This window comes from Flavobacterium sp. SLB02, from assembly GCF_009664855.1.
GTDB lineage: Bacteria > Bacteroidota > Bacteroidia > Flavobacteriales > Flavobacteriaceae > Flavobacterium.
Map to the genome: position 1 here is coordinate 5,418,463 of NZ_CP045928.1, position 19,746 is coordinate 5,438,208.

Here is a 19,746-nt window from a genome sequence, read left to right on the forward strand (position 1 = left end):
CTTTTTTTATGATTCATGTTCTTCAATTATAAACTGAAGAACATTTTCAAAATAGTCTTTTAGATTTTTATAAGGATGTTCACCTGGATGCCAATTTGCAAACTTCCAATATTTCCATTCTTCGTCTTTTGTTTTCGGAGGAAGTAGTAAGAAATATTGTTCTTGGGATATTCCTGCAATTAGAATAGAATTATCTAATTCGGGTAGATACGCATAAGCTTCAATTACAAAATCATCAATATTTTTTAAGAAGTCAATGTTTTCTATATTTTCAAAACTTGGTTCAATATCATTTGGTGCTGAAAAACCATTAGTTATTCGAATGAATTCGATATAATTTTCTGGTAGTTTTATGCCAAGTTTGTTTTCTGCATCATTTATCTGTTTTTCGGTAGCGGGAATAGTTCCGAGCCAATTGTTTTCAATTTGTTCAGATGTAAAATTGAAATCTTCGTATTTAATTGCCTTTTCCGAAATACTAATTAGTAAATTTTTTTTCATCGTTCTATATGTGAATTTCCCCTCGCATGGTTATAACCGCAGAACCACCCACCAAAATATCATTTTCTCTGGCCATGACTTCAATCAGTGAAGGCTGATTTAGTTTTACACCTTGCAGGATTTTATATTCGGTATTGGGTTTTGTGTATTTGGTTTTGGTCAAAAAGCCAATTAAAGGCCCCGCTGCTGTTCCTGTAGCGGCATCTTCGTCAATCCCAATTAAAGGATTAAAGAATCTGGCTTCGACTATATTTTCATGTTTAGCATCGAAAATGGTATAACAATAAAAACCTTCAAATCCGTATTCTTTAGAGATTTCGATTAAGCGTTTATTATCCGGAATGCAATCGTGCAAAAAACGTCTGTTTTTTATAGGAACCATTATATGCGCTACTTCGGTTTGAACAATTGTTGGAAGAAGATCACCAACCGTTAAATCATCAATGGCCAAACCAAGTGCTTTTGCTATTAACGAAGCCGGAACTTCCTGTAATGCTACAGCCGGTTTTTGATGCATTTGAACCACAGGATATTCGGTAACGGGATCAAAACTTGTTGTAAGAGGTATAGGATTGTCTTTCATGATGACAAAACGATTGGTTTCATTTTGTTCATGAAATATGGATATTTTTTTGAATAATGCCGCGCAAACTGCACCTAATAAATTATGTCCGGCGCCATCTACTTCAAAACCTGTTGGCGTAAAAGAACGAACATTAAGCGCTTTTTGTGCCGAAGAATAATAAACAAACGAAGTTTCAGAATAGCCAAATTCCTTTGCGATATTATGATAGGTTTCTAACTCCAGATTACCATCGGTAAAAACAACAGACAACGGATTTCCCTTGTAACTTTTATTAGAGAATACATCCAGGACGTAGTATTCTAATGCGCTTCTATCTTTCATTATTATAGTTTGTTAGTTGAGTTTTTGATAGAATAAAGTTACTGATTGTCATTTGATCTAAGTTACAATCATTCCATTTTCTTTTACAACATTCGTTTTTGTTCAAAGCTAAAGCGTATTGCCTTTTCAAGTCTTGCAAGTTTTGTTTTTTCTTGTTTGGCGCTCATAATTATGTGAATTATTACCTTTTTGTACGATGGTGCCTGATTGTTGAAATATTCCCAGGCTATTGCATTGGCTTTAAAATGTTTTTCGAACTCAGGATCGAGCACATATGCTTCATTTTCATGCGAGTAAATTTTAGATCTTTCTTCAGATCTGTATTCGAATGCTTTTATTCCAGCTTCTTTCATTAATCCGGCTTTGGTGAGTGCTTCGATTTTCTTGATGTTGATCGCGCTCCAAATGCTGGATTTCTTTCTTGGTGTAAACCTGATCGAATAACTCTCTTCGTCTATAGATCTTCGAACGCCATCGATCCAGCCAAAACAAAGTGCCTGATCTACAGATTCTGGCCACGACATCGAAGGTTTTTTGCTATTTACTTTATAGAAGCCCACTAAAAGTTCGGTTTCTTTCTGGTAATGCTTTTCCAGCCATGCTCTGAATTGTTCTTGGGTTGGGAAGAAAGTTGGGTTCATTTAGTTAATTTTTATAAATTATTTGCTAATAGTCCAAATAAGAAAGCAAAGATTATTAATACAATTAGATGGGATAGAGCGTCTCTTTTTCTCTTAGTTTCTACATAATATTTAAATGAAAATGGAATATTATATTTATTGGATATCATTTTTAATATTTCATTTGCGAATTCATATGATTTTGTTTGGCTACTTAGTTTTGTTTCTTCAATCACACAAAATCTGAACAATTCTGTTGCTTCAAACTCTCCCTTTTTTAAATAATAAATTACTGCTACCTGACTTAAGTTTGATGATCTATGAGGGATATCTTCTATTTCGAATTGAAATTCTTTGATTTCTTGTGGGATAAGAACTATTTCTTTGGATTTTATTTTATAAATTATTTTTTCGGCTAATGCTATTTCCCAATTTATTTCTTTGTTGAATAAGTATAAATATTCACATTCAATTTTTTCTTCTGTAATTTCAATTTTACAATTATTGTATGATAACGTCATTTATTCTCAGGGTTTTATTTTTTTTAAAATTGCAAAGTAATATTAATCGATTAATAAATCAATATTTCTAATAATGAGCGAAACTACACCAATAATTATTAAATACTTGCCCCATTTTTTTGCGTCCTGATAATTTTTATTTTCGGTTGTTCTTACCAATAAACCTGCGCCAATAACTATTAATGGTATCATAATATCTCGAAGTTTTTCAGAATCCATTTTTGCTTTTTAGTTATAATTAGAATTGTTCTCGCTATTAGTTCTTTATCTTTGTAAACCTAATTAAAGAAAATTAAATTATGGCAAAAGGACCTGAAAAAAACACCAAAAACAAGGCTTTGCACACCAAATTGCTCAATAAGAAAAAGGCGAAACTTCAGGAAGAAAAAAGAGAACGTGCATTACGTTTGAAGGCTTTAGTGGCCAAAATGAACGAAAAGAAGAATAATGATGAATCGGGTAATTCATAAATTATATTATTATTCGTCAAGTTCTTTCCAGCAAAGATCTATTTCTCGCTGAATTTCCTTTTCTAGTTTCGGAAGTTCATTCTCAACCCAAAGCTGACTTTCTTTGGTTAAATAAAACTCATTTTCTTTGAGTTTAAATCCCATTGCTCCTTTGATTATCGCAATCATTTCATCAACTTCAGAGGTTCCGTTGGCGAAGTTTGGGCCTATTAAATATTTTAAAAGATCTTTTTCGTATTCAGATTTATGATAGAGAATGTGACTGACTATTGGAAAATAGAAGTAGAAAAAGCTATTTGTATTAGATTGATATTGAATTTTAGGGACTTCAGAAACCAGAATATCAGATTGCGAAGTTGTAGTTTCCGGATTTAATTCTTTTAATAATTCGAAAGTTGTTTTTGCGCCAGGGAATCTTTCCCCCATTCTTTTTAGAGATGAAAAAGTTTGCTCAAATGCTGAGTCGTCACTGCTTTTTTTCATTAATATGATTAAAATTCAATTGAGTCTTTTTGTAAACTTACTTTTTGACTTGATTTTTTGCTATAAAAATACATACCCAAGTATGCAATAACAAGATATGGAAAATAAAAAGGATAAAAAATAATAGCTTTAAGGGGCCACCCAATTCCCATTTTACTTATTCGCAGCGTGTTTACCTTATCTAAATTTTCGACGGCAACATTTTTCATTCTTTCTGTTTCATTCAAATCACCGGAATAATAACCATAATGAGAAAGTAGAAGCTCAGTTGAAAAATGCGACCACCACGCAAGAACCATAACTAAAAAGAAGGTAATAAGCACAGCCGAAATTAAATATAAAATAAAGGGATATTTAAAACTTTGCTTACGAAGCTTATTAAATAGTAGTGTAGGAGAAATAATTAAAGCGATTAATAATGCGAATTTTATCGCTGTATTTAAAATTTCCATAAGTATTATATTTGGATTGGCTTTACAAATTTAAAAGCATTTTTATAATCCATAAAAATAGAATAAATCCCAGAAAAGAGAACTCAACTATATTTACTTTTTGATTTCCGAATTTTGTAACCAGAAATCGATCGATTATTATGAGAATAATAACCGGAAGCAAGCAAAACAAAATATAAATTCCCATTAATCCTTCTGGTGCCGAATTTCCGTCGATGATCATTATGGCGTAAATTATTCCTACTATAAGAGAGAATATGCCTAAGATGTAAAATATAGTCAGGTTTTTTGGCAGGTCATCCATAAACTAAATGGTTGTAGGTTGTTAATTGAAAACTACTTTCTTCGCATTTGGGTATTTCGCGATAGGATAAAGCATTCTCTTTGTTAACAGATGACCTTTCTGGAAAATGGTTGCGTTGAAATTTCTATTTTTTTATAAAATTTTGCTTTTTAGTTCTTGTAAAAGTTAAACTCTTCTATATCATGATACCCAAAAACTTCAATCTCGGGATGTTCGTTGATTAAATTTCTGATTTTATCTAATGTACTTAATCGTAAATCATTGTCTTCGGCCCTCATTTTTGCCAATTGATTTACGGGATGATCGCTATCTGTAAGTTCTATTCGCATATAATAGGCATCGGCTATATAAAATAACCATCCTTTTTCTGTTTTTAAAGCCACACCGCAATGTCCTAATGTATGTCCGAAAAGCAGAATTAAGTAAATTTCGGTTTCGATATCTATATTAACCTTTCTGGCTTCGAATCCAAACCAGTTCAAATCTAATTTTTCGTAGGTTTTTATTGTTGGCTGGTGTGATAAAGGCGTTTTTAGATACCTTGGATTTCCTGAAATATAGGCGTCACATTCTTCCAGTCCAACATGAACGGTTGCGTTTGGAAAATCTGCCAAACCGCCACTATGATCGTTGTCCAGATGCGAAATAATACAATCGGTTACTTTTTTGGGATCAAGTCCCAGTTTTTCGATTTGTCTGATCGCGGTTTGATTTTCATCAAAACGATATCCAACCATGTCTATAAGTTGCTGGCCAATTCTTTCTTCTGGGTTTTGAATGTCTAAAAGCCCGATTCCGGTATCGACTAAAATGAGTTTGTCGTTTTCCTGAATCAATAAGCAATGTCCGCAAACATTGTCGTTTACGGGTGAAACAATTTTTACGCAGTTTAGGTGATGGATTTTTATCATGAAGATTTGTTTTGATTGATTGTTATTGTGGATAGGGATTGCAAATTTTGCGCTATCGGATTATAAATGTTCGAAACTTATTGCTCTGAAAGATCTTTAGCAATAGCATGGTGCGAAGCACTATGAAAAAAGAATATCACTTTTAAGCCCTGCAAGGGCGAAAGCCTAGTTTTAAAGGGCATATTTTACATGATTCCCCTAAATCTTTAATCGTAGTTTTTTTTTGCCCTTTCATGGCAATTTTTACTTTGTAATTTAATTCGTAGTGCGCTGCACTACGCTATTGCTTTTTACGACTTTCAGCCCACTTTAAAAATTTCGTGCACTATAGATTGCAAATCCGCGCTATTGGTTCTCGAAAATATCTTACTTATCAATAATATCTTTTTTAGTTTTGAAATATCCAAAATTTGTTCAGATAGCTGTACAAAATTATCTAATCCTCTTTTTTTTGTTTGAAAAGTGGGAGACCAAAACTTATAGCTTTTATTTTTTCCTTTTGCCCCGTATTCAATTTTCCACGTACTTCCGTCATTGCCTATTTTATGAGCCTTATCCATGTTTATATGGTCAAGTAATTTAATTTTTTCGATAATTTTTTCGAAAGTTAAATTGTCAATTTTTACTATTTCATCAATTTTACTGTATCCCCATTTTTGGGTGTCAAATAAAGGTCTGATTTGAATAAACACATTACTGCTGTCTTTATTATTTCTTGTAATGTTAATTGTTACTGTGTTGTAGGGAATTCGAAGTCCGCTGATATACGAAAACTCAATATCTTCTATTCTTTCGGTATGATCATCTCTTTTTTGACAGCTTAATAAACAAAGTATTAATAAAGGGATTAGAAAATTTATTTTATTCATAAGTAGTTGTTAGAGAAAATGTCAAGCTAAAATAATCTTTTTTGTCCTGAAATATACTACAATTGTAATAATCAAATTAACTATAAAAAAGGCATCAATAAAGGATTCTGGAGCAATTATTTCGAAATAAGTTGTTGTGATAAGCAATAGTGAAAAAAAGATATTGAACCAACCAGTAAATACGAGCAAAAAAACTTTTGATTGGTTTGATTTCCATATTTTTAAAAACGAAAGTAATATTGCTAATAAACCTAAACCTGAACTAATCCAGCAACTCCATCCAAAAAGCAGAAGGGTTTTAAAGCCACTAAATAATCCTGTCTCAAAGTAATAGATGAAGAATGTAATAGTTGCCCAAAGATTAGTTATTAAAATAGAAAGCAGAAGACTTTTTAAGATAGTTTCTTTCATGTTGTTTTGGTTTAGTTTGTTAGTTGAAATTTTGAATACGTAAAACAAAATCTTTGCCAAATGTTGTTTTCTTTTTGAATGCCAGATCGCGTTAGGGATAGCAGTGAAAAGCCGACAGCCTGACGAAGGAATTGCAGCGAATAGCCCGACCGAAGGGAAGGGCCAAAAAAATATTCGCGTTGTTATTATTATTTCGCCGAAATTTGCAAATCAATCTTAAAAAATATCAAAATGGAGGAGTTCGGTAGAATACTAGTTTCTGAAACGGCAATGAATAGTGAAAATCTTCAGGATGTGATTCACTCTAATATTTCGGTAATTAATTTAATGCGCGAGGAAGGTGTCGATGACGAATTTATTCATGAAGATGCGTTGATGAGTTATTATCTTGATTATTACTATTCGCAATATGCTGAGGGAAATTTTGCTCAGTTTGTTTATAAATCGGGTTGGAATAAGGAACTGAACGAACTTATCGAAGAAGGTTTGGCTTTAATTGGTGCCGAAAAACATCTTGAATTGTTTCAGCAACAAAGCAAAAAGGTAAAACTAATGAGCAGCGTAAAGCTGAATAAATTTGTAAGCGGAAAACTGGAAGGGGTAAACCCAACTCGTGATTTACTAAACAACGATACTTTCTTTGAACTTGAAGAAAACCTGATTACGCTAAATGCTAATTTCCTGAAAAATCATCCTGATTTTGAGGTGCTTTCTGTAGATGATATGTTTGCTGCTTTGGAGGAATATGTGGGGCATGAGATAAAGAGAGCTTAGTTTTTTTAACCGCAAAGAGCGCAAAGATTTACGCGAGGTTCGCAAAGTTTTTTGTTTGAATATCTATAAAATCTCGCGCAAAGGCGCAAAGTTTTATTTTCTTGGCGACTTTGCGCGATTAATTAAAATTTCTTTTTAAAAAACTTTGCGGGGCTTTGACTCCGCTCAGCCTGACAATGTTAAAAAAAACTTTGCGCAACTCTGTGGTAAAATGCTTAATTTTAGTTCTTTATAAAATCGAAATTGTTTTATGGAAGAACTTACACACATCAAATCGATTATAGGGATTATTTTGGGTTTGAGTTTAACGCATCTTATAAGAGGATCTGTAATTTTTATTCAGCATCCGGGGCGTAAGAAAATCTATTTTGTGCACTCTCTTTGGGTGTTTTATGTTTTTTTGCTGCTTATTCATTTTTGGTGGTGGGAGTTTAACTTGAAGTTAATTCACGAATGGTATTTTGCGGATTATTTCTTTATCATTTGTTATATCCTGATTTATTATTTGTTGTGTGCGATTCTGTATCCCGATGATTTGGTGGATTATACGGGTTATGAAGATTATTTTTATTCGCGTAAAAATTGGTTTTTTGCCATTTTGGCGATCAGTTTTGGAGCCGATATTATCGATACGGCGATAAAGGGCGGCGATTACTTTTTGTACAATCAAACCGAATATTTTGTTCGCATTATTAGTCATATTATTTTGTGTCTGGTGGCGATTAAGGTTCATAATAAAGTTTTTCATACTGTTTTGGCAATAGTCTTTATCGTTTATGAACTTTCGTATATTTTGAGATTGTTTAATGTTGAATGAAAAACGCTTTTGGGTGATAATTATCAAAAAGATAATATTTAAGATTGATTATATTTGAGAAAAATAACATTTTAAAGTAACCACTAAAATTAATGTCATGAAAAGTAAATCTCCAATTTTGATGATTGCCGCATTATTTGTTTTAAGTATTTCGTGCAGCAAAAATGATATAGAAAAAGGACTGGATTGCGTTTCTGAGTCTTTATACGAGAAGGTAAAACATTCGACAGATGCAACAAACCCTAAAAAAATAGATTTTACAGTTGAATATTCAGGAACGAATACTTTGAAATCTGTAAAATGGACTTTTGGAGATGGTACACCTGCAGAGACAGTTACAGCGACGGGAACTACGGTTTCTATTTCGCATATCTATAGCGCAGCGGGTACTTATACTGCAAAGACGGATATTACGGTTCAGAATGGAGGAGCAACCTGTACATCCTCGCCAACAAGAAGTATTACAGTAAATTAAAGAATTGTATTTTTTGAATGTTAAAGATTTCATTAGTTAATATTTAACTTGGTTAAGTTTCTCGTAATTTTGCTTTTACTGATTTAGCAATAAAAAAAAAGCCACAAAATGAGATACAAACACTTCCAGATATTGCTGTTGCTTTTTCTTCAAATAGGATTTTCTCAAAACAAAATCAACCTTTTTTCAGAAATCAATTATAGTTCAATTCCGTCGGTTTCATTAGACGATTATAAGTCGGTTCAGGAACGCGATAAAAAGTTTCAGAATCCCAATATTGCTTTAGGAATCGGGATTTCGGGCGGAGGTTCGAGAGCGCAGTTTTTTAGTATGGGCGTGCTTTTGGGATTAGAGGAAATTCAGGAAAACGATTCTCAACGTAATTTCCTGAACGAAATTGATTATTTCTCTACCGTTTCCGGAGGTTGTTTTTCGGCTGGATATTACTTAACGATTCTTAAAAATAAATTGTTTCAGGATAATTGTTCCTTCAACGAATTTTACTTTTCTAAAGCCGATGCTTATAAGGATTATGTCGATAAATCGGCCAATATTTTGTCTTTATTGAACAATAGCCGAAACGAAAAAGGCGATAAAATATCGATGACGCAGCGCATAGATGCCGATATTTTGCAATACGACGCCCTGCATCCGGATAATACGAATAAGTTTGGTACCCAAATGTTGTTGTCTGATTTTTTTGTTCCCAAAAACAGCAAGTCGGTTCCAGCTTTGCCGATGTTTGTAGCTAACGGAACCGCTTTTAATAATGGCGAACGTATTCCGTTTATGCCGCATATTATTCGGGGTTTAAACCTGAATTCTTCTTTGGCGCCCAATAAAGCTCCTATTGCATTAAATGAAAATCAAATTAATAACGGTTATGATTTTCCGCTTACTTATGCGATTACGGCGAGTTCTGCTTTTCCAGGAGTTTTGCCAAAAGTAAAATTTGGCGTAAAAAATCAGGATAAGATATTGTGTATTGTCGATGGCGGCGCGTCAGACAATATGGGCTATAAAACCTTGGTCGAGTTGCTTCATAACGATACAAAAGTGAGTGATAAAAACAAGAAAGCGCTTTTTATAGATTGTCTAGGTCAGGGGAAGAAAACGCCTTATATCACTGATGCCAAAATAAGATTGATTTCATTGTTTGAAACGGCCTCTTTATATACCGTTCAAACGCGCTATATGACTTTTGATAAAGATGTCGAAAGTACTTTTGAACGTTATAAAATACCGGTTTCGAATTATCAGATTATTGGATTTACTACCATTAGGGATTATTTGGTAAAGATGCAAAAAGATTATCCTTATGAAGATTTGGTGTTTGAATTGAAAAATACAAATGACGAAGCAAGCAGTTGGGTAAAATTATTTGGCAGTTTTAAACAGGAACTGACCATGAAGTTTGGTGAGGATTCCTTTAAAAAAGATAAGGATGGCGAAATAATTGTAGCGACTTTAAATAAAGAAAAATTCAAGGATTTAGCTGCCAGACAGGTTTTATTATTATACGAATATGCCTCGCACGTAGAAACCAAATTAAGAATTACTCCCGACGAACGAGAGGTTTTATTGCTTTCAGGCCGTTTTGCCGCTTACTTAAAAACGAATGAATTAAAAGAATTATTGGTCGAACGTAAGTAATTTTGTCGAAATTTGATTTTCTATTTAATGCCTCAAAATTTTTGACAGAATGTTATTATGAATAAAAAAATCGTTTTTGCCTTATTGTTTTTGCCCCTCTTTTTATCTGCTCAGGAAAAAGGAAGCGATGCATCTGATAATGTTTCAAGGTATTTTTATGACGATTATGTTGTTTCGGTAGAGATTTGGTACGGAAAAGATAAGAAACCAGACAGTACCAAAACGTATTATTCGAATGGAAAGTTGAATGAGATTTTCTTTTATGATGATAAAGGTCTTAAAGATTCTAATGCTTATCAGTACAACAAACAAGGCGAAAAACTGGTCACTTGGAATTTCTCGCATGGAAAACTTGTGAGCAGAACCGATCATAAATTACCGTTTAACAAAGACAAAGAAGAAACGGTAAAAAAAGCCCTGAAATTGATGACCGAAATCAATACAAGAACGAATTATAACCCGACTAAGGTTAACGATTTGTTCAATCGTGGCGTTTTAAGTATTAGTCTTGGTAATACTACATTGGCACTTGAAGATCTAAAAAAGGTGGAATATTCTATTGATAAAGATCCTAAAAATAAAGATATTGTCCTGTCTGATTCTTTAGAGAAATCGAAAGCGGTTTTTAGAAGTAAACTTTACGATCGATTGGCTAATATTTATGCTTCACTCGAAATGGACAATTTTGCTTTTAATTATTGTTATAAAGCTATTAATAATGCTCCTGACGATTTACGTATTTTGTACAACTTTGCAATATTATTACAGCGAAGAAAGTCTTATGATTTGGCTCGTTTTTATTTAGAAAAAATTGTAGCCAAAAAACCGGATCACGCACATGCACAATGGGCACTCGCCATATTGTACAGTGATATAGGAGAATATCAAAAAGCTATGGAAAGTATTACTATTGCTTTTAAAAATGAGAAAACGATTATTGACAAGAGCATAGGATATGGCGGGAGGGATTTAAGAGCCACGAGGGGTTTAATCTACCATAAACTAGGAGAATCAGATAAAGGAATTGCCGATTTGAAATATGTTTTAGATATGGATAAAAACAATTCGTATGCGATGAAAAATCTGGGGATTATTTATCTCGATCAACTCAAATACAAAGAAGCCTGCGAATTGTTCCGAAAAGCTGATGAGCTTAATTATACGCTCGTTTATGATGAGGTCGATTTACCATCATTATTAGAAAGTGCCTGCAATAATGTTCAGCCCGAAGTTACAACTCTTAAAAAGCCTTATGTTTTCCCTAATCCGGCTCAAACAACAATTTCGGTTGAGAATGTAAAATCTAAAAACTTTGATTTCGAGTTTTTTGATTTCGAATCCAAAAGTGCCTTAAAAGGCAAAACCAGCGACGGAACAATAAATGTTATAGCATTAACTCCAGGATTTTATATTTTGAAAGTTACTGTTGAAGATGTTGTTAAAACATTTAAGGTGATTAAAGAGTAAAGAATTAAGAATTAAGAATTAAGAATTAGTATATTTAAATTACTAAAATTTTTTTGAATCTCTGTGCTACTTTATTGTATATCTGTGGAATAACTACTATTCCAAAACCACTTGCTCAATTAATTCCAGTCTTTTTACAATCGAATTTTTGACTAAAATAGTTCCCGGCGATAATACTGCATTTGCTCCAATTCGTGAATTGTCACCAACCAAAGAACCAAATTTATCCGAGTTCGTTTCGATAATTTTAGCATCATAAAGTACCGATATTTTTTTATTCGCTCTTTCGTTGTAATGATTGGCGGCAATCGAACCTGCTTCAAAATTGATGTTTCGTCCAATAATACTGTTTCCGATGTAATTAAAATGCGCAATTGCGGTATTAGAACAAATAATACTGCTTTTTATTTCGCAACCCGGACCAATTTTTACCGATTGATCTAAATAAACACCTTCTCTAAAATAAGCGTTTGCGCTAATATAGCAGTTTTTACCAATAATAGCCGGTTTCTTAATCGTTACATTGTTTTCAATAGTGGCTGATTTATGAATGGCAATATTATCTTGAATAATATAATCATCCCCCAGATTTAAAATCATTTTTTCGATTATAGCTTTGAGGTCATTGGTGATATTCCAGGGTTCTGATGGAGAAAGATTAGTAAAAGTCTTTGAGAAATTTTCGATAAAATGGTCGATAAGCATGATGGTAATTTTTAATTGCAATTTACTGATTTTTTATTTTCGAAAAAGGGATTTCGCACGTTATTCCGCAGAGATACACGGAGATTTTCACGAAGCTTCACGAAGTAATATTTAAAATTTTTGTGTATCTCTGTGAAAATCTCTGTGTATCTGTGCGGAACCTCTTCTTGAACAACCTCGAAATAACTTTAGAATCAACTTTGTCGTGATCTTATAAAACATTTCCTTAAATTTGCTTCCGTTATAAAAAAATACAATAGTTATAAAAATCAAGCTATGTTACAAATCGCATTTATTAGAGAGAATCAGGAGAAAGTAATCAAGGCTTTAGCAAAACGAAATATCGATGCTAAAAGCGTTGTTGAAGAAGTCGTGCAATTAGACGAAAATCGTCGTGCAACACAAGTTGAATTAGACAACACTTTATCTGAATCTAATAAATTATCCAAAGATATTGGAGAATTAATGAAAGCGGGAGAGAAAGCTAAAGCGGCAATCTTAAAAGAAAAAACGGTTTCATTAAAAGAAAAAAGTAAAGAATTAGGCGAAAAAGCTGAAGCTTTGGCTACCGAATTAACCAATTTATTATATACTTTACCAAATCTTCCGGCTGATATTGTTCCTGAAGGAAAAACTCCGGACGATAACTTAAATGTTTTTCAGGAAGGTGATATTCCGGTTCTTCACGAAGGTGCACAACCTCACTGGGAATTGGTAAAAAAATACGATATCATCGATTTCGAATTGGGTGTAAAAATTGCTGGAGCAGGATTTCCGGTTTATAAAGGAAAAGGAGCTCGTTTGCAACGTGCTTTGATTAATTATTTCCTGGATAAAAATACTGCTGCAGGATACAATGAAGTTCAGGTACCGCATTTGGTAAACGAAGCTTCTGGATACGGAACAGGACAATTACCGGACAAAGAAGGACAAATGTATCACTCAACAATTGATGATTTATATTTGATTCCAACTGCTGAGGTTCCGGTTACGAATTTATTTCGCGATGTTTTATTAAGCGAAACGGAATTACCAGTTTTATACACAGCTTATACTCCATGTTTCCGTCGTGAGGCAGGTTCTTACGGAGCACACGTTCGTGGATTAAACCGTTTGCACCAATTTGATAAAGTAGAAATTGTACGTGTAGAACATCCCGAGAAGTCTTATGAAGCACTTGACGGAATGGTTGAGCACGTAAAAGATATTTTGAAAGAATTGAAATTGCCATACCGTGTTTTACGTTTATGTGGTGGCGATATGGGATTCACATCGGCTTTGACATATGATTTTGAAGTGTTTTCTACCGCGCAGGATCGTTGGTTAGAGATCAGTTCTGTTTCTAACTTCGAAACTTTTCAGGCCAATCGTTTGAAATTACGTTTCAAAGACAAAGACGGAAAAAATCAATTGGCACACACGCTTAACGGAAGTTCATTGGCTTTGCCAAGAGTTTTAGCCGGTATATTAGAAAATTACCAAACTCCGGAAGGAATCGTAATTCCAGAAGTTTTACGCCCTTACTGCGGATTTGATATTATAAATTAATTAAATAGTACTTAGGATTAAACCTAACAGGTTTCTAAAACCTGTTAGGTTTTCTTAATTTAAGCGAAGTACTAAAACAAAAATAAAACAAGAGATGAATGGAATTTTAAACTGGAATGTTGATCCGGTTATTGTCATGATAACAGATAGTTTTCCTTTAAAATATTATGGAGCTCTTTTTGCTATCGGACTTTTACTGGGATATTATATCGTAAGAAATATTTATAAAAAAGAACATCTATCAGTAGATAATCTGGATAGTTTATTGGTTTATGTAATCGTTGGTACCATCTTAGGCGCACGATTAGGGCATTGCTTTTTTTATGAGCCTTCTTATTTTTTACAGCATCCTATAGAAATTCTTTTGCCAATTCAGAAAGTAGCGGGAGTTTATAAGTTTGTTGGTTATCAGGGTTTAGCAAGTCACGGAGGATCAATAGGTGTTTTGATCGCAATGATCTTATATTGTCGAAAATACAAAGTTAAGTTCTTATGGTTGCTCGATAAAATGGCCATTGGAGTTCCGGTAACAGGTGCTTTTATCAGATTTGGGAATTTTATGAATTCTGAAATCTACGGAAAACCAACAAACGGAAACTGGGGAGTTGTTTTTCAGAGAGATGATATGATCCCGAGACATCCAACACAATTATACGAAGCATTTGCTTATTTATTGATTTTCGCAATTGTTCTTTATCTTTATAAAACAGAAAAGTTTAAAAAAGCAGACGGGTTTATCTTCGGATGTTTCTTAACTTTAATGTTCGTAGCCCGATTTGTAATCGAAGTTTTCAAAGAAAATCAGGAAGCCTTTGAAAATGATATGATTATTAATATGGGACAAGTATTAAGTATTCCTTTTATTTTAATTGGTATCGCCCTGATGATTTGGAAATCTAAGAAGGAGGTTTAGTTGATGAGTTTACAGTCACAGTCGGAGTTTACAGTTTGGATTGCGCTGAACACTGAGACGGAAACATAGTTTACAGTCGCAGTTTACAGTGAATTGTGCTGAACACTGATACTGAATACTGATACTGAATACTGAAAACTGAGACTGAAAACTGAGACTGAAAACTGAAAAAAAGACTGAATTATGAAAAACATCTTTATTTATATCGTTTTACTATGGTCTGCTTTTGCTTTTTCGCAAAACGAGCAATTGGCTCAATATTACTACGATAAAGGTGATTTCGAAAAAGCTAAAATCAGTTATGAAGAACTGCTGAAAATTTCGCCATCCAATACCCAATATTTTTTAAGAACGATCGATTGTTATCAGCAACTGCAGCAATTTGATTTGTCTCAAAAAGTTATTCAGGAACGTTATAACAGATACAAACAAGGTGTTTTTTTAGTAGAGTTGGGGTATAACTATCAATTACAGAAAAACGAAGCTAAAGCCAAAAACTACTACGAGCAGGCTATAGAAAAAATCAAAACAAGTCCGAATGATGTTTACGGAATTGGTAATTCTTTCGAGAAAAAAGTATTGCTCGAATATGCCTTAAAAGCATATCAAACAGCAATGCAGATTCAGCCCAATTATAATTTTAATTTCCAGATCGGGATGTTGTACGGGCAGTTAGGGAAGACCGATCAGATGATTGAACTTTTATTGACAGAATCGTATAATAATCCGCAAAACGCCAATTTAATACAAACTCAATTATCCCGTTTCATGAATGGTGAAACAGATAATACCGCTTTTAAAGATGCCATGCGTAAAGCTTTGATCTTAAGAACTCAAAAAGATCAGGATGTATTCTGGAATCATTATCTGAGCTGGTTTTATGTACAGCAAAAAGAATTTGGAAAAGCCTTTATTCAGGAAAAAGCGATTTACAAACGCGAACCTGAATCTCTTTCGAGCATTGTCAATTTAAGTCAGTTTGCTTTGAACGAAGACGATACTGATACGGCTGCAGAAATCTTAAATTTCATACTTCAAAACACCAAAGATTTAGACTTATTGATTCAGACGAATTCGTATTTAATGCAAATTAAAATCGATAAAGCACAGGAAAAAGACTATCCAATTATCAATACAGAGTTACAACAATTGCTTGCAACCTATGAAATAACTCCTTTTACCTTATCTTTGCAAATAATTCAGGCACATTTCCTGGCTTTTAATCTTAAAAAGACTGAAGAAGGAAGGGCAATTGTTAAGAAAGCATTAGAATTAAATCTGAATGATTATCAAAAAGCAGATGCCAAAATGGAGTTGGCCGACATCTTGCTTTTAGAAGAAAAGTTCAATCAGGCGCTGATTTATTATTCTCAAATTCAATTGGATTTAAAGAATGATGTCATGGCGCATGAAGCAAGTTTAAAAGCGGCAAAAACAAGTTATTACAAAAGCGATTTTGAGTGGGCTTTGAAACAGTTTAAAGAGCTGAAAGCGGCAAATACGCAGTTAATTGCCAATGATGCCCTAGAATATTTTTTACTGATAAATGACAACACTGTTGCCGATTCGACGCAAACGGCATTAAAACAATTTGCAAAAGGTGATTTTTTGATCTATCAGAATAAGAAACCGGAAGCAATTGCTCAGTTTCAGAGTATTTTAAAAGCCTTTAAAGGACAAGAAATAGAAGCTGTAACACTGTTGCGTTTAGGTAAAATTTATGAAAGTCAAAAAGATTTTAGTTCGGCTTTAAGCCAATATCAACAGATCATTGACAATCATAGTGACGGAATTTATGTAGATGAAGCGCTGTTTTTTTCGGCAGAAATTTACAACGACGAATTGAAAGATGCAGAAAAGGCAAAACCTTTATATGAAAAGGTAATTTTTAATCATCAGGATAGTATTTACTTTGTTGATGCCAGAAAAAAATACCGAGAGCTGAGAGGGGATAAGAATTTGTAAAATTTCAAAAAGCAAATTCCAAATTGCAAAAAATGAATTTATAATATGACGATATCTTGAGTCTAACAAAATGCTTAGAATCTTAGAGACTCAGAATCTTAGAAACTTTAAAAAAATGATTATTTACAACGTTACAACCAATATACATGAGAGCGTGCATGACCAATGGTTAAAATGGATGCAGGAAAAACACATACCGGAAATTCTGGCTACTAATAAATTTTCTTCGGCAAGAATCGTAAGGGTTATGATCGAAGAAGAAATGGGCGGAATCACCTATTCTGTTCAATATGTTACAGATAGCAAAGAGACTTTGGATCAATATTATATCGAAGATGAACCAAAGTTTCATCAGGAAGCTTTAAGTTTATTTGCAGACAAAATGCTTTCTTTCAGAACAGAATTGGAAGTGATTTCGGAGCATTAATATTAAGTTTTTCAGTCTCTCCCGATAGCTATCGGTATCAGTCTCGGTAAAAATAGGAAATTATGGAAGTTCGATTTCAAACCAAAGAAGAAAGTAATAAACAGCAACAAGAAGATTTTTTGAAGTTTTCTAAAGTTGAAAGATTTTATAGTTTTTTACGCTTAAGCGAAAGAATAAGCAGGTTTCCTGTGAGAATAAAGTAGATAAAAACAAAGATAATTTCCAGATTGTAATTGATTTGGAAAAGAAAAAATAAAACTTTGTGCCTTCGTGCCTTTGTGGCAAATTGAGCAAAACAGAAATAAAATAAAACTTTGTGTCTTAGCGTCTTCGTGGCAAAAATACCTTAGTGCCTTTGTGGTTAATAAAAAAGAAAATGGAAAAAGTAAAAGCCAAAAAACATTTAGGACAACACTTCCTGAAAGACGAAAGTATCGCCAAAGCAATTGCAGATACGTTGAGTTTAAAAGGATATGATGAGGTTTTAGAAATAGGACCGGGGATGGGTGTGTTGACTAAGTATTTGCTTGACAAACCAATTAACACGCACGTGATCGAGATCGATGGTGAATCTGTGGTGTATTTGGGTGAAAATTATCCAAAACTAAAAGATAAAATTATCTCTCAGGATTTCCTGAAATACAATATAAACGAGGTTTACGAAAATAAACAATTCGCTATTATTGGAAATTTCCCTTATAATATTTCGACGCAAATTGTTTTTAGAACTTTAGAATTCAAACATCAGATTCCGGAATTTTCGGGGATGTTCCAGAAAGAAGTTGCTGAAAGAATTTGCGAGAAAAAAGGCTCAAAGGCTTACGGAATCTTATCCGTACTGGCTCAGGCTTTCTATGATACAGAGTATCTGTTTACAGTAGATGAAAACGTCTTTATTCCTCCGCCCAAGGTCAAGTCGGGTGTGATGAAAATGACCCGAAAGGAAGATTATAGCCTTCCGTGCGGAGAAAGGTTGTTTTTTACAGTAGTAAAAACGGCTTTTCAGCAAAGACGAAAAACATTACGTAACAGTTTGAAAACATTAAATTTATCTGATGAATTGCGATTAGACACTATCTTTGATAAACGTCCGGAGCAGCTTAGCGTAGACGAATTTATTGTTCTGACTCAAAAAATAGAAGCCGATGGAGTTCAAAGTTAGCAAAGAATTAATCCACCAGTTAGAAGAGCATATCGTTAGTAAAAACGACAAAGAGCTTGAAGTTTTATTGAATGATCTGCACCATGCTGATATTGCCGAAATCCTGGATGAACTGGATTTCGACGAAGCAACTTATATCTTTAAGGTTTTAGATAGTGATAAAACGGCAGAAATTCTTCTGGAACTGGAAGATGATTTGCGTGAAAACATCTTAAGCCGACTTTCGCCTAAAGAAATTGCAGAAGAGCTTGATGAGCTTGAAACAAATGATGCGGCCGATATTATTGGTGAACTTTCGCAGGAAATAAAAGCGGAAGTAATCTCTGAGCTTAACGACGTTGAACACGCAAAAGACATTGTTGATTTGTTGCGTTACGACGAAAATTCTGCCGGTGGTTTGATGGGAAAAGAGTTGGTGAAAGTCAACGAAAACTGGAACGTATTAACTTGCGTAAAAGAAATGCGTATTCAGGCAGAAAACGTTTCCAGAGTGCATTCTATTTATGTGGTCGATGACGAAAATCGTCTAAAAGGAAGATTGTCATTAAAAGATTTACTCACAACTTCGACCAAAACACAAATCTCTGATATTTATATTCGAAAACTCAACTTTGTAAACGTAGATACCGAAGATGTTGAGGTAGCACGTATCATGCAAAAATACGATTTAGAGGCGATTCCGGTGGTAGATGAACTAGGGCGCCTGGTAGGTAGAATTACCATCGATGATATCGTAGACGTAATTAAGGACGAAGCTGATAAAGATTACCAATTAGCGGCGGGTATTACGCAGGACGTAGAATCGAACGATAGTGTTCTTGAACTAACCAAAGCACGTTTGCCATGGCTTTTAATAGGAATGGTGATAGAAATTGTAGCATCTTTTGTCTTGAAAGGAAACGAAGCTACGTTTCAAAAATATTCAACCTTAATTATTTTCGTTCCGTTACTTTCTGCAACTGCTGGAAATATTGGTGTTCAGGCATCGGCGATTGTGGTGCAAGGTTTGGCCAACGGAACATTAAAAGAATTTAGCAGAGGATATTTTAGTAAAGAGATTAGCGTTTCTATGATTTCAGGAACTATTATTTCGTTGCTTTTATTGGCGTATCATTCTATAATGTACCAACAATATTTAGTGGGAATTGCGATTTCGATTTCGATGATTGTAGTAATTTTATTTGCTGCGACTTTAGGAACCCTGGTACCGTTATTTTTACATAAAAACAAAATTGACCCCGCAATCGCGACGGGTCCGTTTATTACCACAACCAATGATGTATTTGGAATTATGCTCTATTTTGGAGTAGCCAAACTGATTCTTGGGTTCTAAGTTTTTGCAACAAATTAATAGAATGCAGTGATTTAACATCTCTAAAATCTGTGTAATT

Annotated in this window: 24 protein-coding genes; 12 read left to right on the top strand and 12 right to left on the bottom strand. The window is 33.7% G+C overall.

Annotation, left to right across the window (positions count from 1 at the left end):
• Positions 1–6: 6 nt before the first annotated feature.
• From GIY83_RS20485 to GIY83_RS20505, 5 genes are all read right to left on the bottom strand, one after another.
• Complete coding sequence (locus GIY83_RS20485; protein ID WP_208683184.1) at positions 7–501, bottom strand: SMI1/KNR4 family protein; 495 nt, start codon at positions 499–501, stop codon at positions 7–9.
• A gap of 4 nt (positions 502–505) precedes the next feature.
• Complete coding sequence (locus GIY83_RS20490) at positions 506–1,408, bottom strand: PhzF family phenazine biosynthesis protein (RefSeq protein ID WP_208683185.1); 903 nt, start codon at positions 1,406–1,408, stop codon at positions 506–508.
• 83 nt (positions 1,409–1,491) lie between these two features.
• Positions 1,492–2,049 carry a YdeI family protein gene (locus GIY83_RS20495; protein ID WP_208683186.1) on the bottom strand — a complete coding sequence of 186 codons (558 nt, stop codon included), beginning with the start codon at positions 2,047–2,049 and terminating at the stop codon, positions 1,492–1,494.
• An 11-nt stretch (positions 2,050–2,060) separates the two neighbouring features.
• Entirely contained in the window at positions 2,061–2,549 is a 489-nt protein-coding gene (locus GIY83_RS20500) for a hypothetical protein (protein WP_208683187.1), read from the bottom strand.
• 42 nt (positions 2,550–2,591) lie between these two features.
• A complete protein-coding gene (locus GIY83_RS20505; protein ID WP_208683188.1) occupies positions 2,592–2,741 on the bottom strand; it encodes a hypothetical protein in 150 nt (49 codons plus the stop codon).
• A gap of 107 nt (positions 2,742–2,848) precedes the next feature.
• Here GIY83_RS20505 and GIY83_RS20510 point away from each other — a divergent pair, with 107 nt between their 5' ends.
• Positions 2,849–3,019, top strand: a complete 171-nt coding sequence (locus GIY83_RS20510) for a hypothetical protein (RefSeq protein WP_208683189.1) — start codon at positions 2,849–2,851, stop codon at positions 3,017–3,019.
• Between the two features lie 9 nt (positions 3,020–3,028).
• Here the strand turns inward: GIY83_RS20510 and GIY83_RS20515 are convergent, their stop codons facing one another.
• The 6 genes from GIY83_RS20515 to GIY83_RS20540 form a co-directional block, all read right to left on the bottom strand.
• Positions 3,029–3,502 carry a hypothetical protein gene (locus GIY83_RS20515; RefSeq protein WP_208683191.1) on the bottom strand — a complete coding sequence of 158 codons (474 nt, stop codon included), beginning with the start codon at positions 3,500–3,502 and terminating at the stop codon, positions 3,029–3,031.
• An 8-nt stretch (positions 3,503–3,510) separates the two neighbouring features.
• A complete protein-coding gene (locus tag GIY83_RS20520) occupies positions 3,511–3,954 on the bottom strand; it encodes a hypothetical protein (protein ID WP_208683194.1) in 444 nt (147 codons plus the stop codon).
• A gap of 22 nt (positions 3,955–3,976) precedes the next feature.
• Positions 3,977–4,258: a hypothetical protein gene (locus GIY83_RS20525; RefSeq protein ID WP_194617965.1), complete on the bottom strand. Its 282-nt coding sequence runs from the start codon at positions 4,256–4,258 to the stop codon at positions 3,977–3,979.
• 149 nt (positions 4,259–4,407) lie between these two features.
• Positions 4,408–5,169 (bottom strand): MBL fold metallo-hydrolase, encoded by a 762-nt coding sequence (locus tag GIY83_RS20530; RefSeq protein WP_194617964.1) that lies wholly within the window; start codon positions 5,167–5,169, stop codon positions 4,408–4,410.
• A 299-nt stretch (positions 5,170–5,468) separates the two neighbouring features.
• Positions 5,469–6,038, bottom strand: a complete 570-nt coding sequence (locus tag GIY83_RS20535; protein WP_208683196.1) for a hypothetical protein — start codon at positions 6,036–6,038, stop codon at positions 5,469–5,471.
• 21 nt (positions 6,039–6,059) lie between these two features.
• Positions 6,060–6,449: a hypothetical protein gene (locus tag GIY83_RS20540; RefSeq protein ID WP_208683198.1), complete on the bottom strand. Its 390-nt coding sequence runs from the start codon at positions 6,447–6,449 to the stop codon at positions 6,060–6,062.
• A gap of 231 nt (positions 6,450–6,680) precedes the next feature.
• On the opposite strand from GIY83_RS20540, the gene GIY83_RS20545 reads away from it, so the two are divergent.
• From GIY83_RS20545 to GIY83_RS20565, 5 genes are all read left to right on the top strand, one after another.
• Positions 6,681–7,223: a hypothetical protein gene (locus GIY83_RS20545; protein ID WP_194617961.1), complete on the top strand. Its 543-nt coding sequence runs from the start codon at positions 6,681–6,683 to the stop codon at positions 7,221–7,223.
• 250 nt (positions 7,224–7,473) lie between these two features.
• Positions 7,474–8,040 carry a hypothetical protein gene (locus tag GIY83_RS20550; protein ID WP_194617960.1) on the top strand — a complete coding sequence of 189 codons (567 nt, stop codon included), beginning with the start codon at positions 7,474–7,476 and terminating at the stop codon, positions 8,038–8,040.
• Between the two features lie 97 nt (positions 8,041–8,137).
• Positions 8,138–8,515, top strand: a complete 378-nt coding sequence (locus GIY83_RS20555; RefSeq protein ID WP_194617959.1) for a PKD domain-containing protein — start codon at positions 8,138–8,140, stop codon at positions 8,513–8,515.
• Between the two features lie 108 nt (positions 8,516–8,623).
• Positions 8,624–10,168, top strand: a complete 1,545-nt coding sequence (locus tag GIY83_RS20560) for a patatin-like phospholipase family protein (RefSeq protein ID WP_194617958.1) — start codon at positions 8,624–8,626, stop codon at positions 10,166–10,168.
• Between the two features lie 57 nt (positions 10,169–10,225).
• Complete coding sequence (locus GIY83_RS20565; protein WP_194617957.1) at positions 10,226–11,635, top strand: T9SS type A sorting domain-containing protein; 1,410 nt, start codon at positions 10,226–10,228, stop codon at positions 11,633–11,635.
• A 96-nt stretch (positions 11,636–11,731) separates the two neighbouring features.
• On the opposite strand, the gene GIY83_RS20570 is transcribed toward GIY83_RS20565, so the two are convergent.
• On the bottom strand, positions 11,732–12,340 hold the full coding sequence (locus GIY83_RS20570; RefSeq protein WP_208687236.1) for a DapH/DapD/GlmU-related protein: 609 nt from the start codon (positions 12,338–12,340) through the stop codon (positions 11,732–11,734).
• A gap of 276 nt (positions 12,341–12,616) precedes the next feature.
• Between GIY83_RS20570 and serS the strand changes: the two genes are divergently transcribed.
• From serS to mgtE, 6 genes are all read left to right on the top strand, one after another.
• Positions 12,617–13,888, top strand: a complete 1,272-nt coding sequence (gene serS, locus GIY83_RS20575) for a serine--tRNA ligase (RefSeq protein ID WP_194617956.1) — start codon at positions 12,617–12,619, stop codon at positions 13,886–13,888.
• 94 nt (positions 13,889–13,982) lie between these two features.
• Entirely contained in the window at positions 13,983–14,801 is an 819-nt protein-coding gene (lgt, locus tag GIY83_RS20580; RefSeq protein WP_208683200.1) for a prolipoprotein diacylglyceryl transferase, read from the top strand.
• A gap of 183 nt (positions 14,802–14,984) precedes the next feature.
• Positions 14,985–16,766 (top strand): tetratricopeptide repeat protein, encoded by a 1,782-nt coding sequence (locus tag GIY83_RS20585; RefSeq protein ID WP_194617954.1) that lies wholly within the window; start codon positions 14,985–14,987, stop codon positions 16,764–16,766.
• A 115-nt stretch (positions 16,767–16,881) separates the two neighbouring features.
• Positions 16,882–17,193: a DUF4286 family protein gene (locus GIY83_RS20590; RefSeq protein ID WP_194617953.1), complete on the top strand. Its 312-nt coding sequence runs from the start codon at positions 16,882–16,884 to the stop codon at positions 17,191–17,193.
• A 376-nt stretch (positions 17,194–17,569) separates the two neighbouring features.
• Positions 17,570–18,355, top strand: a complete 786-nt coding sequence (rsmA, locus tag GIY83_RS20595; RefSeq protein ID WP_083692330.1) for a 16S rRNA (adenine(1518)-N(6)/adenine(1519)-N(6))-dimethyltransferase RsmA — start codon at positions 17,570–17,572, stop codon at positions 18,353–18,355.
• Positions 18,339–19,688, top strand: coding sequence for a magnesium transporter (gene mgtE / locus GIY83_RS20600; protein ID WP_194617952.1), 1,350 nt, complete (start codon positions 18,339–18,341; stop codon positions 19,686–19,688). Before rsmA ends, mgtE begins: the two co-directional genes overlap by 17 nt.
• Positions 19,689–19,746: the final 58 nt, after the last annotated feature.

Coding starts and splice junctions, on each gene's coding strand:
- GIY83_RS20485 (WP_208683184.1), bottom strand. CDS start 501: ATGAAAAAAAATTTACTAATTAGTATTTCGGAAAAGGCAATTAAATAC.
- GIY83_RS20490 (WP_208683185.1), bottom strand. CDS start 1,408: ATGAAAGATAGAAGCGCATTAGAATACTACGTCCTGGATGTATTCTCT.
- GIY83_RS20495 (WP_208683186.1), bottom strand. CDS start 2,049: ATGAACCCAACTTTCTTCCCAACCCAAGAACAATTCAGAGCATGGCTG.
- GIY83_RS20500 (WP_208683187.1), bottom strand. CDS start 2,549: ATGACGTTATCATACAATAATTGTAAAATTGAAATTACAGAAGAAAAA.
- GIY83_RS20505 (WP_208683188.1), bottom strand. CDS start 2,741: ATGATACCATTAATAGTTATTGGCGCAGGTTTATTGGTAAGAACAACC.
- GIY83_RS20510 (WP_208683189.1), top strand. CDS start 2,849: ATGGCAAAAGGACCTGAAAAAAACACCAAAAACAAGGCTTTGCACACC.
- GIY83_RS20515 (WP_208683191.1), bottom strand. CDS start 3,502: ATGAAAAAAAGCAGTGACGACTCAGCATTTGAGCAAACTTTTTCATCT.
- GIY83_RS20520 (WP_208683194.1), bottom strand. CDS start 3,954: ATGGAAATTTTAAATACAGCGATAAAATTCGCATTATTAATCGCTTTA.
- GIY83_RS20525 (WP_194617965.1), bottom strand. CDS start 4,258: ATGGATGACCTGCCAAAAAACCTGACTATATTTTACATCTTAGGCATA.
- GIY83_RS20530 (WP_194617964.1), bottom strand. CDS start 5,169: ATGATAAAAATCCATCACCTAAACTGCGTAAAAATTGTTTCACCCGTA.
- GIY83_RS20535 (WP_208683196.1), bottom strand. CDS start 6,038: ATGAATAAAATAAATTTTCTAATCCCTTTATTAATACTTTGTTTATTA.
- GIY83_RS20540 (WP_208683198.1), bottom strand. CDS start 6,449: ATGAAAGAAACTATCTTAAAAAGTCTTCTGCTTTCTATTTTAATAACT.
- GIY83_RS20545 (WP_194617961.1), top strand. CDS start 6,681: ATGGAGGAGTTCGGTAGAATACTAGTTTCTGAAACGGCAATGAATAGT.
- GIY83_RS20550 (WP_194617960.1), top strand. CDS start 7,474: ATGGAAGAACTTACACACATCAAATCGATTATAGGGATTATTTTGGGT.
- GIY83_RS20555 (WP_194617959.1), top strand. CDS start 8,138: ATGAAAAGTAAATCTCCAATTTTGATGATTGCCGCATTATTTGTTTTA.
- GIY83_RS20560 (WP_194617958.1), top strand. CDS start 8,624: ATGAGATACAAACACTTCCAGATATTGCTGTTGCTTTTTCTTCAAATA.
- GIY83_RS20565 (WP_194617957.1), top strand. CDS start 10,226: ATGAATAAAAAAATCGTTTTTGCCTTATTGTTTTTGCCCCTCTTTTTA.
- GIY83_RS20570 (WP_208687236.1), bottom strand. CDS start 12,340: ATGCTTATCGACCATTTTATCGAAAATTTCTCAAAGACTTTTACTAAT.
- serS (WP_194617956.1), top strand. CDS start 12,617: ATGTTACAAATCGCATTTATTAGAGAGAATCAGGAGAAAGTAATCAAG.
- lgt (WP_208683200.1), top strand. CDS start 13,983: ATGAATGGAATTTTAAACTGGAATGTTGATCCGGTTATTGTCATGATA.
- GIY83_RS20585 (WP_194617954.1), top strand. CDS start 14,985: ATGAAAAACATCTTTATTTATATCGTTTTACTATGGTCTGCTTTTGCT.
- GIY83_RS20590 (WP_194617953.1), top strand. CDS start 16,882: ATGATTATTTACAACGTTACAACCAATATACATGAGAGCGTGCATGAC.
- rsmA (WP_083692330.1), top strand. CDS start 17,570: ATGGAAAAAGTAAAAGCCAAAAAACATTTAGGACAACACTTCCTGAAA.
- mgtE (WP_194617952.1), top strand. CDS start 18,339: ATGGAGTTCAAAGTTAGCAAAGAATTAATCCACCAGTTAGAAGAGCAT.